General features: G+C 71.3%; 10 protein-coding genes. 5 read left to right on the forward strand and 5 right to left on the reverse strand.

The genetic code is table 11. The annotated features are described in order from the left end of the window. Positions 1 to 42: 42 nt before the first annotated feature. The 5 genes from AC3WSN_RS21925 to AC3WSN_RS21945 all read right to left on the reverse strand — a co-directional run bounded on the left by AC3WSN_RS21925 (position 43) and on the right by AC3WSN_RS21945 (position 7,257). Positions 43 to 3,918, reverse strand: a complete 3,876-nt coding sequence (locus tag AC3WSN_RS21925) for a CheR family methyltransferase (RefSeq protein ID WP_492540818.1) — start codon at positions 3,916 to 3,918, stop codon at positions 43 to 45. A gap of 105 nt (positions 3,919 to 4,023) precedes the next feature. Next, positions 4,024 to 5,046: a chemotaxis protein CheB gene (locus AC3WSN_RS21930; RefSeq protein ID WP_492540820.1), complete on the reverse strand. Its 1,023-nt coding sequence runs from the start codon at positions 5,044 to 5,046 to the stop codon at positions 4,024 to 4,026. 373 nt (positions 5,047 to 5,419) lie between these two features. Next, positions 5,420 to 5,683, reverse strand: coding sequence for a hypothetical protein (locus AC3WSN_RS21935; RefSeq protein ID WP_492540822.1), 264 nt, complete (start codon positions 5,681 to 5,683; stop codon positions 5,420 to 5,422). A 280-nt stretch (positions 5,684 to 5,963) separates the two neighbouring features. After that, positions 5,964 to 7,010, reverse strand: a complete 1,047-nt coding sequence (gene ruvB, locus AC3WSN_RS21940) for a Holliday junction branch migration DNA helicase RuvB (RefSeq protein WP_492540824.1) — start codon at positions 7,008 to 7,010, stop codon at positions 5,964 to 5,966. A gap of 1 nt (position 7,011) precedes the next feature. Beyond that, positions 7,012 to 7,257, reverse strand: coding sequence for a DUF6894 family protein (locus AC3WSN_RS21945; RefSeq protein ID WP_192711066.1), 246 nt, complete (start codon positions 7,255 to 7,257; stop codon positions 7,012 to 7,014). A gap of 206 nt (positions 7,258 to 7,463) precedes the next feature. Between AC3WSN_RS21945 and AC3WSN_RS21950 the strand changes: the two genes are divergently transcribed. The 5 genes from AC3WSN_RS21950 (at position 7,464) to AC3WSN_RS21970 (ending at position 16,625) form a co-directional block, all read left to right on the forward strand. Continuing rightward, positions 7,464 to 8,564: an SMP-30/gluconolactonase/LRE family protein gene (locus AC3WSN_RS21950; RefSeq protein WP_492540826.1), complete on the forward strand. Its 1,101-nt coding sequence runs from the start codon at positions 7,464 to 7,466 to the stop codon at positions 8,562 to 8,564. Between the two features lie 110 nt (positions 8,565 to 8,674). After that, positions 8,675 to 9,034 (forward strand): hypothetical protein, encoded by a 360-nt coding sequence (locus tag AC3WSN_RS21955; protein WP_492540828.1) that lies wholly within the window; start codon positions 8,675 to 8,677, stop codon positions 9,032 to 9,034. 467 nt (positions 9,035 to 9,501) lie between these two features. After that, positions 9,502 to 12,426, forward strand: a complete 2,925-nt coding sequence (locus AC3WSN_RS21960) for a PAS domain-containing hybrid sensor histidine kinase/response regulator (protein WP_492540830.1) — start codon at positions 9,502 to 9,504, stop codon at positions 12,424 to 12,426. Between the two features lie 187 nt (positions 12,427 to 12,613). Continuing rightward, a complete protein-coding gene (locus AC3WSN_RS21965) occupies positions 12,614 to 13,174 on the forward strand; it encodes a PAS domain-containing protein (RefSeq protein ID WP_192711113.1) in 561 nt (186 codons plus the stop codon). Then, complete coding sequence (locus AC3WSN_RS21970; protein ID WP_492540833.1) at positions 13,155 to 16,625, forward strand: chemotaxis protein CheB; 3,471 nt, start codon at positions 13,155 to 13,157, stop codon at positions 16,623 to 16,625. The genes AC3WSN_RS21965 and AC3WSN_RS21970 overlap by 20 nt, the downstream gene beginning before the upstream one ends. Positions 16,626 to 16,659: the final 34 nt, after the last annotated feature.

The raw sequence follows: 16,659 nt of genomic DNA on the forward strand, positions 1-16,659 counted from the left end.
CACGGGATTCAACCGGACAGCGTGACCGCGGGTTCACCTTGGTCAGGAAACCGGCATCTCGATCCGGCAGCGCACGCCGCCCGGCTTGAGGACGTATTCGACCTCGGCCTGCAGCGCGTAGGCGAGCGCCTCCTGAATCAGCTCCGTGCCGTAGCCGCGCCGGGGCGCCGCGCCCTGGGGGATAGCGACCCCGCTCTCGATCCAGCGCAGCGCAAGCCGGCGGCCCGTGCTCTCATCGTGCGCGAGGTCCCACGTGATCGACAGGCGTCCGGAGCCGTCCTTCAGGGCGCCGTACTTCACCGCATTTGTGGTGAGCTCGTGCAGGGCGAGGGCGAAGTTCTGCACCTGCCGCGCCTTGAGCCGGACCTCCGGCCCCTCGATCGCGACGGCGGGTGAGGCCTCGTCGGTGTAGGCGGCCAGCTCGGCCCGCACCAGGGCGCCGACATCGACGGTGTCGTTGCCGCCCTGGCTGAGCAGGCCCTGCGCCCGGCTGAGCGCCTGCAGCCGCTCCTCGAATGCCTCCACCGACCCGCCCTGCTTCACCGTCCGGTCGGCGACGGCCGAGACGACGCCGAGCAGGTTGCGGGCCCGGTGCTGCAGCTCGTTGACCAGGACCTCCTGCCGGGCCTGGAGCTGGCGGATGGCATCGATGTCGGTCGAGGTGCCGAGCCATTCCACGGTGCGGCCCTCGGCGTCCCGCACCGGCAGCGAGCGGGTATGGTGCCACAGCCAAGCCCCGTCGGCGGCGCGGCGAATACGGTACTCGACGGCGAGGACGCCATCGACCGCGGCCTGCTCCCAGGCTCCCAGGGCGGCGTCGCGATCATCCGGGTGGACGGCGTCGAGCCAGCCCAGGCCGACGCTCTCCTCCTGCGACTGGCCGGTGAAGGACAGCCATTGCGGGCTGCCCCAGGTCCATTGCCCGTTATCGGCCGAACGCCAGACGAGCTGCGGGATGCCCTCGATCAGCGCCAGCTGGCGCGTCTCGCTGGCGCGCAGGGCCTCGCGGGTCTCCCGCCGGTTCGTGGTGTCCTGGCCGATCTTCAGGAAGCCGCGGAGCGACCCGTCCGCGTGATGCAGGGCTCGGGTCGTGCCCTCGATGAACACGCGCGCGCCGTCCTTGCGCAGGTGCCAGCGGACATTGGGCGCCGAGCCTTCCCGGCGCGCCTCCTCCAACTCCTTCACGTCCTCCCCGTGCCGCCGGTCCGCCGGCGTGTACAGGACGCTGCCGCTCTGCCCGATGGCCTCGTCGGCCGTCCAGCCGAACACCGCTTCGGCGCTCGGATACCAGTCGGTGATCCGGTTCTCGGGATCGAGGGTGAAGATGGCGTGGTCCCGGGCATTCTCGACGACGAGGCGGAAGCGTTCCTGGCTCTCGCGCAGGTCGGTCTCGGTACGCTTGCGCGCCGTGATGTCGACGAAGGTGATGACCACGCCGGCGATGAAGTTGTCGATGCTCCGGTACGGCAGGACCCGCACCATGTAGTGCGCGCCCGTCACCACGCTCTCGATCTCCCGCTCGGCCGCCGCCAGGGTCCGCAGCACCCGCCGGGCATCGGTCTGGAGGTCGTCGTAGGCGAGGCGCGACTTGATGTGGCCGATCGGGCGGCCGACATCGGTCTCGACGAGGTGGAAGATCTCGGTGACCGCCGGGGTGTAGTTCGTCACCCGCAGCTCGTTGTCGAGGAAGATCGTCGCGATCTGCGTGCTCTCGAGGAAGTTCTTCAGGTCGCTGTTGCTGCGCCCGAGTTCCTGCACCCGCAGGCTGAGTTCGCCATTGACGGTGGTCAATTCCTCGTTGAGCGACTGCAACTCCTCCTTGGAGGTCTGCAGCTCCTCGTTGGCGGCTTGCAGCTCCTCATTGAGGGATTGGTATTCCTCGTTGGAGGCCTTCAGCTCCTCGCTGGTGGTCTCGGCCTCCTCGGCGGTCGCCTGGAGCCGCTCCCGGGTCTCGCGCAGCTCGGCTTCGAGCTGCTGGATATAGGCCTGCTGGTCGGAGGCGGTGGTGGCGGCGATCTGCTCCGGTCCCGGCGCCGCGTGCCCGTCCTTGAACAGGACGAAGTAGCTCCGCACCGGTCCGGACGCGTGCTTGACCGGCTCGACCACGAGGTCGACGACGAGGCTGTGGCCGTTGAGCCCGATCCGCCGGTCCTCGAGCTCGACGGTCTCCTCCGCCTCGGCGGCCCGCGACAGTGCCTCGCGCACGTCGAAGCGCAGGTCGGGATGGATCAGCTGCAGGAGGTTCAGCGTCGCCGCCCCGCCGACCGGATCGAGGTAGCGGCCCGTCCGGGCGGAGAAATGCAGGACGTTGTAGCGTTCGTCGAGGATCACGTAGGCCGGCGCGTAGCGCTCCGCGAAGCGTTCGGCCCGCTGCGCCAGGGACGGCTCGATCGCGCGGGGCGGGGCGTTGCGCGCGGGCAGCTTCTCGGCGGGTAGCGACGCCACCGTGAACGGGAAGTTGGGCAGCAGCCGGTTGGGCGCTTCGAGCCGGCGGAACACCCGTGAGCGGTTCTCGAGCGGCGCGAACAGGTGCGTGTGGCGGGAGACGTTCTCGGAATTGCCCAGGAACAGCACGCCGTCCGGCCGCAGCGCGAAGTGGAACAGCGGGATCACGTGGTTCTGCAGCTCGGCGTCGAGGTAGATCAGCAGGTTGCGGCAGGAGACGATGTCGACGCGCGAGAACGGGGCGTCCTTGATGATGCTGTGCTGCGAGAAGATGCACATCTCCCGCAGCTCCTTGACCACGCAGTAGGTGTTGCCTTCCTTGACGAACCACCGCGCCAGCCGCTCCGGCGACATGTCGTCCGCGATCGTGGCCGCGTAGCGCGCGGCCCGCGCCGCCGCGAGCGCCCGGCCGTCGAGGTCCGTGGCGAAGATCTGCACCTGCGGCGCGTCATCGAGGGTGGCCATGTGCTCGCGCAGCAGGATACCGAGGGAATAGGCCTCCTCGCCGGTGGAGCAGCCGATCACCCAGACCCGGAGTCGGTCGTTCTGGGCCTTGCCGGCGAACAGCTTCGGGACGACCTCGCGGGCGAGCAGGTCGAACTCGTGCGGATCGCGGAAGAACTGCGTGACGCCGATCAGCAGATCGTTGAACAGCTCCTGAGCCTCGTCGGGCCGTTCGCGCAGCAAGTCGAGATAGGCCCCGATCGAGGTCACCTGGACGACCTGCACCCGCCGCTGGACGCGGCGCAGGAAGGTGCCGGGCTTGTAGCCGTGGAAATCGTGTCCGGTCCGCTTGCGCAGGACCCCCGCGATGCTCGCCAGCGCCGCCGAGACCTCCGCGTCGTCGGGCCGGGCACGCCCGGCGGCGGGCTCGATCTGGCGGACCCCGTCCTTGATTCGCTCCGCGAGTTGATCGATGGGCAGAACCGCGTCGGCCAGGGCGGCGGGATGATTGCTGCGCGCGAGCTCGCTGGACCGGGATTCCTCGGTCTCCTCCGCGAGCGCCAGTCCGCCCGCCGCCTTCACGGCCTTGAGGCCGAGCGTGCCGTCCGCGCCGGTGCCGGCCAGGATGACCGCGATGCTGTGGCCGTCCTCGTCGCCGGCCAGCGCCACCAGGAAGCTGTCGATGGTTCCGCGCGCGCCGGGCTGCTCCTCGACGGCCTGGATCCGGAACCGGCCGTTCTCCAGGCTCACGATCACGTCCGGATCGGGCAGGTAGGTTTTCCCCGGCTCGAGCGGGACGTCGGGCGCGATCGGGCTCGGCACGTGGCCGGCTTCGCGCAGGGCGTGCATGAACGGCTCCGTGTCCAGCGCCTCCCGGTGCTGCAGCACGATGACCAGCGCCATGTCGGAGTGCGGCGTCAGCGCGCGCAGGAGTTGCAGCAGCGGCTGCGGGCTCGCGGCCGAGGCACAGACCGCGACGACGGCGGGCCGGTCGTCGGGGGTGGCCGCATCGGGAGAGGCTGTCACCATCGCGGCGCTGATCCGGGGCTCATGGACGCGTGCGGACGGTCGTTACCCGCCAGAATGGGGGCCAAGACCCCGCTCCTGTCGCGGACATTGCAGCCGGCGTACGCATCACTCCTCCTGTGCTCCCTCATTACCCGAGGGCTCGGGCGAGGGAAGCGTGTGCAGCACGGCTTTTCGGATCGTCTCGGCATAGGCGCGGTACTCGGCCGCGCGCTCGTCGTACATCTCGGCCAGCGCCCGCCGCCCGGCCTCGCGGCCGTCGGCGGCCATGCGCCGGACGAGCTCGGCCCGCTCCTCGATGATGCGCAAAGCCACCCGCAGGGCCTCGTCGACCGAGTTCTCCTGCTCCTTGGCGACGAGCTCGGCCGTGAAGGCGTGACCGACCTGGCAGCGGAAGCGGAGCGGCTTGCCGTCCTTCATCGTCGAGAGGACGCCGCCGCATTGCGGGCACGAGAAGGCAGCCGGCGTGGCAATCCTGCCGATCACGTCGCTGCCGACCCGGGCGCCCGCCGCGATGTCTACCTCCAGCCGCAGCTCCGGCGGCACCGGCCGCGGCGGGCCGGCGGGATCGCGAACGAGATCGGCGAGCACGTCGCCGATGCGGGTCGCCGACAGGGTGAGATCGACGTCCAGGGTCGAGAGCGCGCTGCGCGGCATCTCGTCGGCGATGGCGTCGGCCGGATCCTGCACGAGGGCGAGGCCGCCGCAGCGCTTGATCGCGTCCAGGCCGGCGGTCCCGTCGTTGAGGAGGCCGCTCAGGAGCACGCCGATCACCCGGGGGCCGTACGACACGGCGGCCGAGCGGAACAGCGGGTCGATGGACGGCCGCGCCATGTTCTCGCGGGGTCCGCGCCCGAGCCGGATCCGCCCGTCTGCCAGGATGAGGTGGTAATCCGGCACGCCGAGATAGATGTTGCCGGGGGTGACCGCCATGCCGTCCGCCGCCCGATGGACCGGCATGTGGGCCGCCGCGGCCGTCACGGTCGCGAGCAGGCCGAGGCTCCGGGCCGGGATGTGGACCACGACGAACACCGCCGCCGGCAGGTCCTTCGGCAGCGTGCCCAGGATCGTCTTGAGCGGCAGGGTCGCACCGGACGAGCCGCCGATGACGATGATGTCGCGATTGGTCATGCTAGGCTCTCCACGCCCAGGGGGAACACTGCGGCGGGCGGCTTGGATCTCCAGGCGGATCAAAGGGCCTGGATCTTGGCCGGCCGCATTCCCCGCGGCCCTGGATTGAGGATCATCGGCACGGTCTGTTTCAGAAGCGCGCGACCGCCGGATCGCCTCCCGGGCGCTCTCAACCAACCACCGGTTGTACGCGGCCGGGGACGGAGATCGGGTCCGGCAAGACAGCCTCCGTGAGAGCCTCCGTGCGACCAGGGAGAAGACTGTCCCGCTCAGCCACGACAATCCGGGTGTGCCATCGACGCCCGAGGGGGAGCATGCGTCGCCTCAGCCGGGAGGTCTAAACCGGCTCCTGCGTCCCGACAGACCGCGCGCTCTAGGAGCCTTCCAGCCTGCGGATTGCCCGCAGGATCTCCGCGCGATGCGCGTGCCACTGCACGAGCGTCTGGCGCAGGCGATCCAGGAGTTCCTCGGCGCGGCGGGTATCGTGGCCGCGCAGGCGCATCCTCTGGATCTGCAGTTCCTGCGCGGTGATCCGCATCTGGCCCGCGGCGATGTCCTGCTCGGCCTTGGCGAGGTGCGCCCGCTCCTGGTCCAGACTGAGCATGCGGTGCGCCCGCGTTTCCCGACGGCGCAGCATCAACCGTCGCCGGCTCCGCCGGGATCCAGCCGGGCCCTGCCCTGGCGCGGTCGGCTCCGGCGCTGGAGCCGACCGCGCCATGTCCCATCCCTCCCCTCATCCCGAGGTGCGCGCGTCAGCGGGCCTCGAAGGAGGGCTCCAGGGATCGCACGGATAGCTGGAGGGCTCCTTCGCGGCGGCTCACGCCGCAGCTCAGGATGAGGGCGAGGATCGGATGATCCAAACCCACCCCACGACCACCGTTTCGGCGTCGACCGTCTCAACGTGGTCGGGAACGGTCCTAGGCCGCCGCCGCGGGGGTCTCGTCCTGCGGCACGGCGAGGCCGAGATGGCGGTAGGCGTGCTTGGTGAGGATGCGGCCGCGGGGGGTGCGCTGCACGAAGCCGCGCTGGATCAGGTAGGGCTCGATGATGTCTTCGATCGCGTCGCGCGGCTCCGACAACGCCGCCCCGATCGTCTCGATGCCCACAGGTCCGCCCCCGAACGAGCGCGCGATCAGGCTCAGGTACTTGCGGTCCATCACGTCGAGACCCGCCCCGTCCACGTCGAGCAGCTGCAACGCCCGGTCGGCGATCGCCCGCGTCACCGTCTCGGCCTCCGCCACCACCGCGAAGTCCCGCACCCGCCGCAGCAGCCGACCCGCGATCCGCGGCGTGCCCCGCGCCCGCCGGGCGATCTCGTTGGCGCCCTCCGCCGACATCCCTAGGCCCAGCACCCGCGCGCCGCGCGCCACGATCTGCTCCAGCTCGTCGATCTCGTAGAACTCCAGCCGGATCGGGATCCCGAACCGGTCGCGCAGCGGCGTGGTCAGCAGGCCCGCCCGCGTCGTGGCGCCGACCAGCGTGAACTTGGGCAGCTCGATCTTGACCGAGCGCGCCGCCGGGCCCTCGCCGATGATCAGGTCGAGCTGGTAATCCTCCATGGCCGGGTAGAGGATCTCCTCGACTGCCGGGTTGAGCCGGTGGATCTCGTCGATGAACAGCACGTCGCGCTCGTCGAGGTTGGTCAGCTGCGCGGCCAGATCCCCGGCCTTGGCGATCACCGGACCCGACGTCGAGCGGAAGTTCACCCCGAGCTCGCGCGCCACGATCTGGGCCAGCGTGGTCTTGCCCAGGCCCGGCGGGCCGACGAACAGCACGTGGTCGAGCGCTTGGCCCGTCTTCCTCGCCGCCTCGATGAAGATCTGCATGTTCGCCCGCGCCGCCCGCTGGCCGATGAACTCGGACAGGCTCAGCGGACGGATCGTCTGATCCGGCTCTCCGGCTGTCGCGGACGGCCGCGGCGGGACCGGCGGTCCCTCCCGGACCGTCCTGATCGGCGCGGCCATCTCAGGCCGCCACCTTGATCCGGTCCGCCGCCGGCTCGAACGGCTGCACGAGGACGCGCCGGCCCGACAGGTCGTGCACGCTCACCCGCCACTCGGACCAGTCGGTCCGGTTCGCCAGGGATTGCCGCACGTCGGCCGCGACCTTCCGGGCGCGGGTGATCAGGCGCGAGGCGGCGCGCACCTCCGTGCCGCGCGCGTCGAACACGCATTCGAGACCGTTGGTGCAGTGGAACCGGTACCGAGCCATCCCTCGCTCCTCCTCGTCCGCCACGCGCGGCGTTCCTATACGTTCACTATATGTTCTCATTTCCGCAGGATCCAGCCCCGGCGAACGGTCGCAGTCCCTGCCGGACGCGGCGCTGATCGGGTGCGGCCGATCGGGGCGGCACGGAACAGGGTCCGCCCGGCAGTCTTACCGCCCAGACCGTTTCTCGCAGGCCCCGGAACCCCATGATGCGCGCCTCGATCCTCGCCCTCCTGCTGGCCGCCGGCCTGGCGGCGCCCGGCCGCGCCGCGGAGGCCCCGGCCGGGTCCGATGCGCTCAAGCCGATGATCCAGTCGGACAATTTGGTCTTCAACGGCATCACCCGATCCCAGGACGGCCGGCTGTTCTCGCCGTTCCAGCGCCAGAGTCCGGACACGGGGATCGAACTCGGCGAGTGGCGGGACGGCAAGGCCGTGCCGTTCCCCGACGCGGGCTGGAACGCCTGGAAGCAGGGCGACGACCCGGCCAAGGCGTTCGTGGCGGTCAACGCCATCCGGATCGGCCCGGACGGCGATCTCTGGGTGGTCGACAAGGGTGCGCCCGGCATGGGCGCGGCGCCGCTGCCGGGCGGCCCCAAGCTCGTGCAGATCGACCTCGCCCGGAACGCCGTGCGCAAGGTCTATCCGCTCCAGGCGGCCACCACCGACAAGAGCTTCATCGACGATTTCCGCTTCAACGGCCGCAGCGTCTACCTGACGGATGCCGGCCAGCCCGGGCTGATCGTGCTCGACCTCGAGACCGGGACCCTGCGCCGGGTCCTCGACGGCCATTGGTCGACCATCGCGCAGCGCCCGCTCACCGGCCAGGGCCGGGTGCTCCGGGACGACAAGGGCAAGCTGCTGTTCATCCACGCCGACCAGCTGGAGGTCTCCCCGGACGGCAAGACTTTCTACTACCAGGCCTGCACCGGCCCGCTCTACAGCATCGAGACCCGCTACCTCGACGACGCCGCCCTGAGCGACGCCGAGCGGGCCACGCACGTGAAGCTCCACGCGGCCACCGTGGCGACGGGCGGCACCGCGATCGACGCGGCTGGCACGATCTACGCGAGCGACACGGACGGCCTGCGCATCCTCAAGATCGCTCCGGACGGGACGATGAGCACCCTGGTGCAGGATCCGCGGCTGGTCTGGGTCGACGCGATGTGGATCGACGAACAGGGCGGCCTGTGGATCCCGGCGGCGCAGATGAACCGCACCCCGACGATGAATGGCGGCGAGGCCTCGGCCGTGAAGTTTCCGACGACGATCTACCGGATGCAGATCGACGCCAAGCCGCTGCGCAACTGAGCGGCGGCCGGGGCAGGCCTTCCGGCCGGAGACCCGGACGGGCGGTCCGGCGTTGATCGAGGGCGGCATCGGTGCCGCGGCCCGGCGCGCGACGGAGGATGGGACGGATCATGCAAGGCTTGCGGTACGCACGGTTGTTTCCCGCCCTCCTGGCTGCCGGCGCCGGCCTCGGGGCCGCCTCGCCGGTGCGGGCCGACGGCGCCCTCGCCGTCCAGGAGACCCGGCTTCACACGCCGCCGGACTCGCACGAGCCGCAGCGCGCCCTGTTCACGGTGCGGAACACGGGGCCGGATCCGGTGACGCAGGCGACCGTCGCGTGCACGTTCACGGGGGCCGGCGGGGCGGTCCTCGACACGCCGACCACCGCGGTCCCGGTGGTTGCCGCCGGTGCGACCGCGCAGGCAGAGACGATCTACTACGGCTGGCCCCGAGCGAGCGGCGCGGCCTGCCGCCTCGCCACGCCGCGCTAGGACCGCGCCGGGGACGGATCGCGGAAGATGCAGCGCAGCCGCTTCAGCCCCGTCAGTCCGGGCTCCGCTGCGCGGCCCCGGAATGATGGAGCCATTGACCGGTCGTAGAACATCCGCAAGGAGACGGATCGTCGAGAGCATGTCGCCCCAAGCCCGTGCCGGAGAAGGCCCGGATCCGGGCTTCGATGATGCCGGATCCGCGCGGACAGGGCGCTCCCGGAGCCGGCCGGGATGGCCGCGCGTTGAGCTTCACCCGCTGTGGCGCTGCGGGCCGGTTTCCGGCAGAAGGCGCCCAAGCGACGCCCGCTCTCCGCACGACAAGCTCCTCCCGCAAGACGGACCCGCCCGCCCGTGCCCGCCGCCATCGCTGCCCCGACCGAGACCGGCCGCGCCCCGCGCAGAGGCGCCGGCGCGCGCGTGTCCGGGTGGCGGCCGGCGGATCCCACAGCGCGGCGCGGGATCTGACCATGGGCGAGGCCGGGATCGACGATCTCCTGCGGCGCGCCCGCGCCCTGGAGGAGGAGGCCGCCGGGCTCCGCACACGGGCGCGGGCGGCCGCCTCCGCGGCGGACCAGGACGGGCCCGCTTCGCGCGCGCGGCAGCAGCGGGCGATCCTCGACAGCACGACCCAGTTCGCCATCATCGCCACGAACCGGGACGGACGGGTCACCGACTGGAATTCCGGCGCGGAACACATCCTCGGCTGGACGGCGGACGCGATGCGCGGCCAGTCCATCGCCCAAATCTTCCCCCCCGAAGACCGGGCCGCGGGCCGCCCGGAGCGCGCGATGCGCGCCGCGCTGGACCACGGCCGGGCCGAGGACGAGGGCTGGCACCTGCGCGCCGACGGGTCGCGGCTCTGGGCCGCCGGCGAGGTCATGCCGCTGCGCGACGAAGCCGGGTCTCACATCGGCTACGTGAAGATCCTGCGGGACCGCACGGACCTGCGCGCCACCGGGCAGGCGCTCGGCGCCGCCGAGGCGCGCCTGCTGCGGGCGCAGGAGGCAGGCGGGATCGGCCTGTTCTCGGTCGATATCGACGACCAGATCCTGCACCCGACACCGCATTTCTGCCGTCTCTACGGGTTGCCGGAGCGCGCGACCTACCCGGCCGAGATGGTCGAGGCACTGGTCATTCCGGACGACCAGAGCCTCGTCTCGACGGCGGAGAGCCGGCGGGACGGGCGGGTCCTCGGCGACGTCACGTACCGCATCCGCCGCCCGGATACGGGGGCGATCCGCTGGATCGCTCGCCGCGGCGAGATCGAGCGCGACGCGGAGGGACGGCCGGTTCGGTTCTCCGGGGTGGCGCGCGACGTCACCGAGCAGTGGCAGGCCCGCGAGGCCCTGCGCGCCAGCGAGGAGCGCTACCGGTCGCTGTTCGAGGCCATCGACGACGGCTTCTGCGTCATCACCTTCCTCGACGGCCCGCACGGCCCGCTGAGCGACTACGTCCATGTCGAGGCCAATCCGGGCTACGAGCGCCACACCGGCATCGCCGACATCGTCGGGCGGACGCTGCGCGATCTCGTCCCGGCCGACGACGCGGAGGCCTGGCTCGACCTCTACGGCGGCGTGCTCCGCACCGGCACCCCGATCCGCTTCGAGCGCTACTTCGCGCTGGTGGAGCGTACCATCGAGGTCTCGGCGGTCCGCATCGAGCCGCCGAGCCGGCGGCAGGTCTCGGTGCTGTTCCGGAACATCACCGCGCGCCGGCAGGCGGAGGACGCCCTGCGCACCAGCGAGGCGGTCGCCCGGACCAATGTCGAGCGCGTCCAGCTCGCGCTGGCGGCGGGCGCGATCATCGGCACCTGGTTGTGGGACCTGCCGAGCGACCGCTTCACCGTGGACGAGGCCTTCGCGCAGAGCTTCGGCCTCGATCCCGCCCTCGGACGCGACGGCCTGAGCCTCGCCCAAGTGGTGGCGACCGTCCATCCGGACGACCGGGCGGGACTGGCCGAGGCGATCGAGGCCGCGATCGCCCGGGGCGGGGCCTACGCGCACCAGTACCGCGTCCGCCGGGCCGACGGGCGCTACTACTGGCTGGAGGCGAACGGCCGCGTCGACCACGGGCGGGACGGGACGCCGCTCAGCTTCCCGGGCGTCCTCATCGACGTCGACGAGCGCCGGGCCGTCGCGGCGGAGCGGGACCGCGTCACCGCGGCCCTGCGCAGCCTCAACGAGACCCTGGAGCAGCGGGTCGCCGAGCGGACGCACGAGCTGATGCGCGCCGAGGAGGCCCTGCGGCAATCGCAGAAGATGGAGGCAGTCGGGCAGCTGACCGGCGGGCTCGCCCACGACTTCAACAACATGCTGGCCGGGGTGGTGGGCTCGCTGGAGCTGATGCAGACCCGGATGCTGCAGGGCCGGGTCGGCGACCTCGACCGCTATATCGGCGCGGCGCAGGGCGCGGCCAAGCGCGCCGCCGCCCTGACCCACCGCCTGCTGGCCTTCTCGCGCCGCCAGACCCTCGACCCGAAGCCCACCGACGTGAACCGCCTGATCGAGGGGATGATGGACCTCGTGCGCCGCACCGTCGGCCCGGCGGTGACGATCGAGTCGGTGGGCGCCGGCGGCCTGTGGCCGACGCTCGTCGATCCGAGCCAGCTCGAGAACGCCCTGCTCAATCTCTGCCTCAACGCCCGGGACGCGATGCCGGCGGGCGGCCGCATCGTCATCGAGACGGCCAATCGCTGGCTCGATCACCGCTCCGCGCAGGAGCGCGATCTGGAGCCCGGGCAGTACGTGACGCTGTGCGTCTCGGACAACGGCACCGGCATGACCCCCGACGTGATCACCAAGGCGTTCGACCCGTTCTTCACGACGAAGCCGATCGGCGAGGGCACCGGCCTCGGCCTGTCGATGATCTACGGCTTCGCCAAGCAATCGGGCGGGCACGTCCGGATCTACTCGGAGGTCGGCCAGGGCACGATGGTCTGCCTGTACCTGCCCCGCCATCTCGGCGAGGCGGAGGGCGACGGGCTGCTGCCTGACCTCGCCCACGCGCCCCGCGCCGAGCAGGGCGAGACGGTCCTGGTGGTGGACGACGAGCCCACCGTGCGGATGCTGGTCACCGAGGTGCTGGAGGATCTCGGTTACGCGGCGATCGAGGCGGCGGACGGGTCCTCGGGCCTGAAGGTGCTCCAGTCGGACGTGCGCATCGACATGCTGATCACCGATGTCGGCCTGCCCGGCGGCATGAACGGCCGCCAGATGGCCGATGCCGGCCGCCAGCACCGCCCGGACCTGAAGGTTCTGTTCATCACCGGCTACGCCGAGAACGCCGCGCTCAACCACGGCCATCTCGGGCCGGGCATGCAGGTGATGACCAAGCCCTTCGCCCTGGAGGCCTTGGCCACCCGCATCCGCGGCATCATCGCGGGCGAGGCCTGAGCCGCCGTCCAGGGCCCGGGGCGACATCGACGCCGCGCCGGTCATTGCCTTGCGCGGCCCGGGCGTTCACGACGGCACGTCGCCCGAGGAGACGCGGCGGGCGTCGCGTGCCATGGGGACGGACCGCGCTAATTGGACCGACCGGACGCGCCGCGTCGGACCGATCGGAGGCGACAGGGAACCTGCCGTGGACACGCAGACCATTCCGGCCGAACTCAAGGCCTACTTCGCGAGCACGCACATCGCGCTCGCCCTGGCCGCCGTCGGCGACGACAACCCGCTGCTGCTGGTGAACGAGCCGTTCCACCGGCTGACCGGCTACGCGGACGCGGATGTCGTCGGGCGCAACTGCCGCCTCCTGCAGCGCCAGGCACCGAACGAGGAGGCGCGGGCCAAGATCCGCGCGTTCCTCGAGAACGGCCGGCTGGACTCGGTGCGCACGCCGATCGTGAACTTCCGCAAGGACGGCCGACCGTTCGTCAATCTTCTGTACATGTCGAAGTTGAAGGCGTTGTCGGGCGAGGTGCGCTTTCTTTTCGCATCCCAATTCGACGTCAGCCGCTCGCAACCGGACTTGCTTTCCGCTTACGATACCGAACTGAGCCGGACCCTGACCCGGCTGAGCCCGACGCTTGCTGAGAGTGGCCTCGTCATCGAAGGGTCCCTGATGACGATCGCCAACACCGTCGCCACCGTCGCGCAGGCGAAGCTCACCCTCGCGGATCTCGATGCACCAGGATTTCCTTAACACGCCCGGGGCGGAAGCCTCGGAGATCCTGGACGGCCCCGGGCAGGTCGTGCCCCCGCCCTTCACCGGGCCGGTGGTGGGCATCGGCGCCTCGGCGGGCGGGCTCGAAGCCCTGCGCGAGATGCTGGCCCGGGCCCGGGCCCCGACCGGGATGGCCTTCGTCATCGTCCAGCATCTCGATCCCAACCACGAGAGCATGCTGGCCCAGCTCCTCGACCGGCACACCGAGTTGGCGGTGCACCAGTGCGAGGGCGGCGAGCGGCTCGCCGGCGACCGGGTCTACATCATCCCGCCGGGCCGGGGTCTGGTCATCCAGAACGGCGTCCTCGAACTCACGCATTTCGTGCAGCCGCGGGGGCTGCGGCGGCCGATCGACGATTTCTTCCTGTCGCTCGCAGTCGATCAGCAGGCCAACGCCGCCTGCGTGATCCTGTCGGGCACAGGGGCCGACGGCACGACCGGCCTGCGCGCCGTCAAGGAGCATGGCGGCGTCTGCGTGGTGCAGCAGCCGGACACGGCGCGCTACGACGGCATGCCGCTCTCCGCCGTCGGGACCGGCCTCGTCGATTTCGTGCAGCCGCCGGGCGAGATCGTGGATTGCCTCACGGCGTTCTTCCGCCGCCGCGGCACCGACGCCGCGGAGGCGGGCCCGGTCGCCGACCACATCGACGACCTCTGCCGGGTGCTCCGCACGACGGTGGGCCACGACTTCGCCGGCTACAAGCGGACCACCCTGGTGCGCCGGGTCGAGCGGCGCATGCACGTCCTCGGCCTCGATTCGGGCCGGGCCTATCTCGCCCGCGTCCGCGCCGACAAGGCCGAGTGCGAGGCGCTGTTCCGCGACCTCCTGATCAACGTCACCCGCTTCTTCCGCGACGCCGAGCTGTTCGAGCTCCTCCGGGAGCGGGCGATCGAGCCGCTGCTGCGCGGCCGCGATCCGGACGAGGACATCCGGGTCTGGATTCCGGGCTGCTCCAGCGGCGAGGAGGCCTACAGCATCGCCATGCTGTTCGCCGACGCCGCCCGCAGCCTCGGCCAGGCCCCGGCGGTCCAGATCTTCGCCACCGACATCGACGAGCGGATGCTCCAGATCGCCCGGGAGGCGACCTATCCGGCGGCGGCGCTCGCCGACATCCCGGCGCCCCTGCGGGAGCGCTACGTCATCCCGCATGCCGAGCGCTTCACCATCGCGGCCGAGATCCGCGACCTGATCCGCTTCTCCAGCCACAGCCTGGTCAAGGATCCGCCCTTCTCCCGGGTCGACCTGCTCTCCTGCCGCAATCTGCTGATCTATTTCGACGAGCGCCTGCAGCAATCCGTGGTGCCGCTGTTCCACTACGCGGTGCGGCCGGGCGGATACCTGTTCCTCGGCCCCTCCGAGAGCGTGAGCCGCTTCGAGCACCTGTTCCCGGCGATCGATCAGCACGCGCGCCTGTTCGAGCGGCCGCCGGGCTCGCCGCAATACCCGATCGACCTGCCGGGCAGCGCCCGGCGCGGCGAGGCCCGGCGCGGCGGCCGCGAGGAGCGCCGCGGCGAGCCCTCAATCGCCGACGAGACCGTGGCGGTGCGCCGCGTCATCGAGCGCTACGCCCCACCCAGCATGGTGCTGAACGAGGATGGCGGCATCATCGCCGCCTACGGGCGCCTGAGCCGCTACTTCGACTTCCCGGTGACGCGCACCGGCGGCACCAGCGCGATCACCCTGGCGCGGCCCGGCCTGCGCGACGTGATCGGCCCGCTGCTGCGCCAGACCCGGGACGCCCGTAAGCGCGTCGTCGTCAAGACCGTGGAGATCCGCTCGGAATACGGCATGCAGCCGGTCGAGCTGATCTGCGATCCCCTGCCGGACGGCTCGATGCTGCTCGTCCTGCGCGACATCGGCGCCTTCCAGCCGGCGAGCGACCTCGACCTGGTCGAGATGGATGCGGGCGGCGACCATGTCGAGGCGCTGGAAGAGGAGCTGCTGCGCACGCGCTACAAGCTGCGGTCCGCCGTCGAGGAGCTGGAGACCACGAACGAGGAGCTGAAGAGCTCCAACGAAGAAATGATGTCGATGAACGAGGAGCTCCAGTCGACGAACGAGGAGCTGTCCACGGTCAACGACGAGCTGAAGACGAAGGTCGAGCAGCTCACCGTCGCCAACGCCGACCTGCGCAACTTCTTCGAATCCACCGACCTCGCGGTGATCGTGCTGGACCGCGAGCTGAAGGTGCGCAGCTTCACCACGACGGCCACGACGATCTTCCCCCTGCAGCCGGGGGACCGCGGGCGGCCGCTGGCCGACGTCGCGAGCCGCCTGGCCGGACAGGATTACCTGCACGACGCGCAGGAGGTCTGCGCCGGCGGCTCGGTGATCCAGCGGCGCGTCGCCACCCGGGACGGCGACCGGACGCTATCCCTGCGGGTGCTGCCCTATCGCCTGCAGAACGGCAGCGTTGACGGCGCCACCCTGGTGCTCACCGACATCACCGACGCCCTGTCGTTGGAGCGCCAGCTCGCGGCGGAGCGGGAGCGGCTGGAGCTGGCCGTCAAGGCCGGGGGCATCGGCGTCTGGGAATACAGCCCGGATGCCGGGACCGTCCTGGTCGACAGCACGGCCGGCACGATGTTCGGCCTCGCCCCGGGTGTCGACCACACCACCGCGGCCCTGACCGCCTGCGTGATCCCCGAGGACCGCCCCGGCCTGGAGGCGGCACTTGCCAAGGCAGCGCACGGGCTGGACGAGTTCGAGGCGCGCCTGCGCATCCGCGCGGCCGAGCACGGGCCCCGGCACATCCGCAGCTACGGCCGCCTGACCCGGAGCGGCGACCGGAAGCGGATCGTCGGCGTCTGCATCGACGTCTCGCCCGAATACGCGCTGGCCGAGACCCGCGACCTGATGCTGCGGGAGATGAACCACCGGGTGAAGAACCTGTTCGCGATCATCGGCGGCATGATCTCGGCGGGCGCCCGGACACACCGGGAGATCGGCGTCTTCGCCTCCGACATGCGCGACCGCATCTCGGCCCTGGGGCGGGCGCATTCCCTGGCCGATCCCTCGGACGGCCAGGGCATGAGCGACCTCGCGGGTCTGATCGGCGCGACGCTCCGGCCCTACCGCGACCATGTCCCGACCGTGATCGAGGGCCCGCTCGTGGCGATCCACTGGCGGCACGTCTCGTCGCTGGCGATGATCCTGCACGAATGGGCGACGAACTCGGTGAAGTACGGGGCGCTCGGGTCCGACGACGGGTCGCTGTCGGTGACCTGGGACCGGGATGCGACGGGGCTCGCCCTGGTCTGGTGCGAGCGCATGGCCCGCGTGGCCGAGCCGCGGCCCGGGCGCGGCTTCGGCTCGCTGCTGGTGGAGATGTCCCTGCGGCAGCTCGAGGCGAATGTGGAGCGCCGCCACGACGCGTCCGAGTACCGGATCACCCTGACTCTGCCGGACGCGGCGCTCACCCGGAGCTGACGCAGGCGTCGCGCCGCCCCGGTCGCGACCCCGT

The organism is Methylobacterium sp. FW102-HT35C08, from assembly GCF_058790235.1.

What these genes read in the sequence shown, in the direction of transcription:
- AC3WSN_RS21925 (WP_492540818.1), bottom strand. Translation starts at nt 3,918, where the DNA reads ATGGTGACAGCCTCTCCCGATGCGGCCACCCCCGACGACCGGCCCGCC.
- AC3WSN_RS21930 (WP_492540820.1), bottom strand. Translation starts at nt 5,046, where the DNA reads ATGACCAATCGCGACATCATCGTCATCGGCGGCTCGTCCGGTGCGACC.
- AC3WSN_RS21935 (WP_492540822.1), bottom strand. Translation starts at nt 5,683, where the DNA reads ATGCTGCGCCGTCGGGAAACGCGGGCGCACCGCATGCTCAGTCTGGAC.
- ruvB (WP_492540824.1), bottom strand. Translation starts at nt 7,010, where the DNA reads ATGGCCGCGCCGATCAGGACGGTCCGGGAGGGACCGCCGGTCCCGCCG.
- AC3WSN_RS21945 (WP_192711066.1), bottom strand. Translation starts at nt 7,257, where the DNA reads ATGGCTCGGTACCGGTTCCACTGCACCAACGGTCTCGAATGCGTGTTC.
- AC3WSN_RS21950 (WP_492540826.1), top strand. Translation starts at nt 7,464, where the DNA reads ATGCGCGCCTCGATCCTCGCCCTCCTGCTGGCCGCCGGCCTGGCGGCG.
- AC3WSN_RS21955 (WP_492540828.1), top strand. Translation starts at nt 8,675, where the DNA reads ATGCAAGGCTTGCGGTACGCACGGTTGTTTCCCGCCCTCCTGGCTGCC.
- AC3WSN_RS21960 (WP_492540830.1), top strand. Translation starts at nt 9,502, where the DNA reads ATGGGCGAGGCCGGGATCGACGATCTCCTGCGGCGCGCCCGCGCCCTG.
- AC3WSN_RS21970 (WP_492540833.1), top strand. Translation starts at nt 13,155, where the DNA reads ATGCACCAGGATTTCCTTAACACGCCCGGGGCGGAAGCCTCGGAGATC.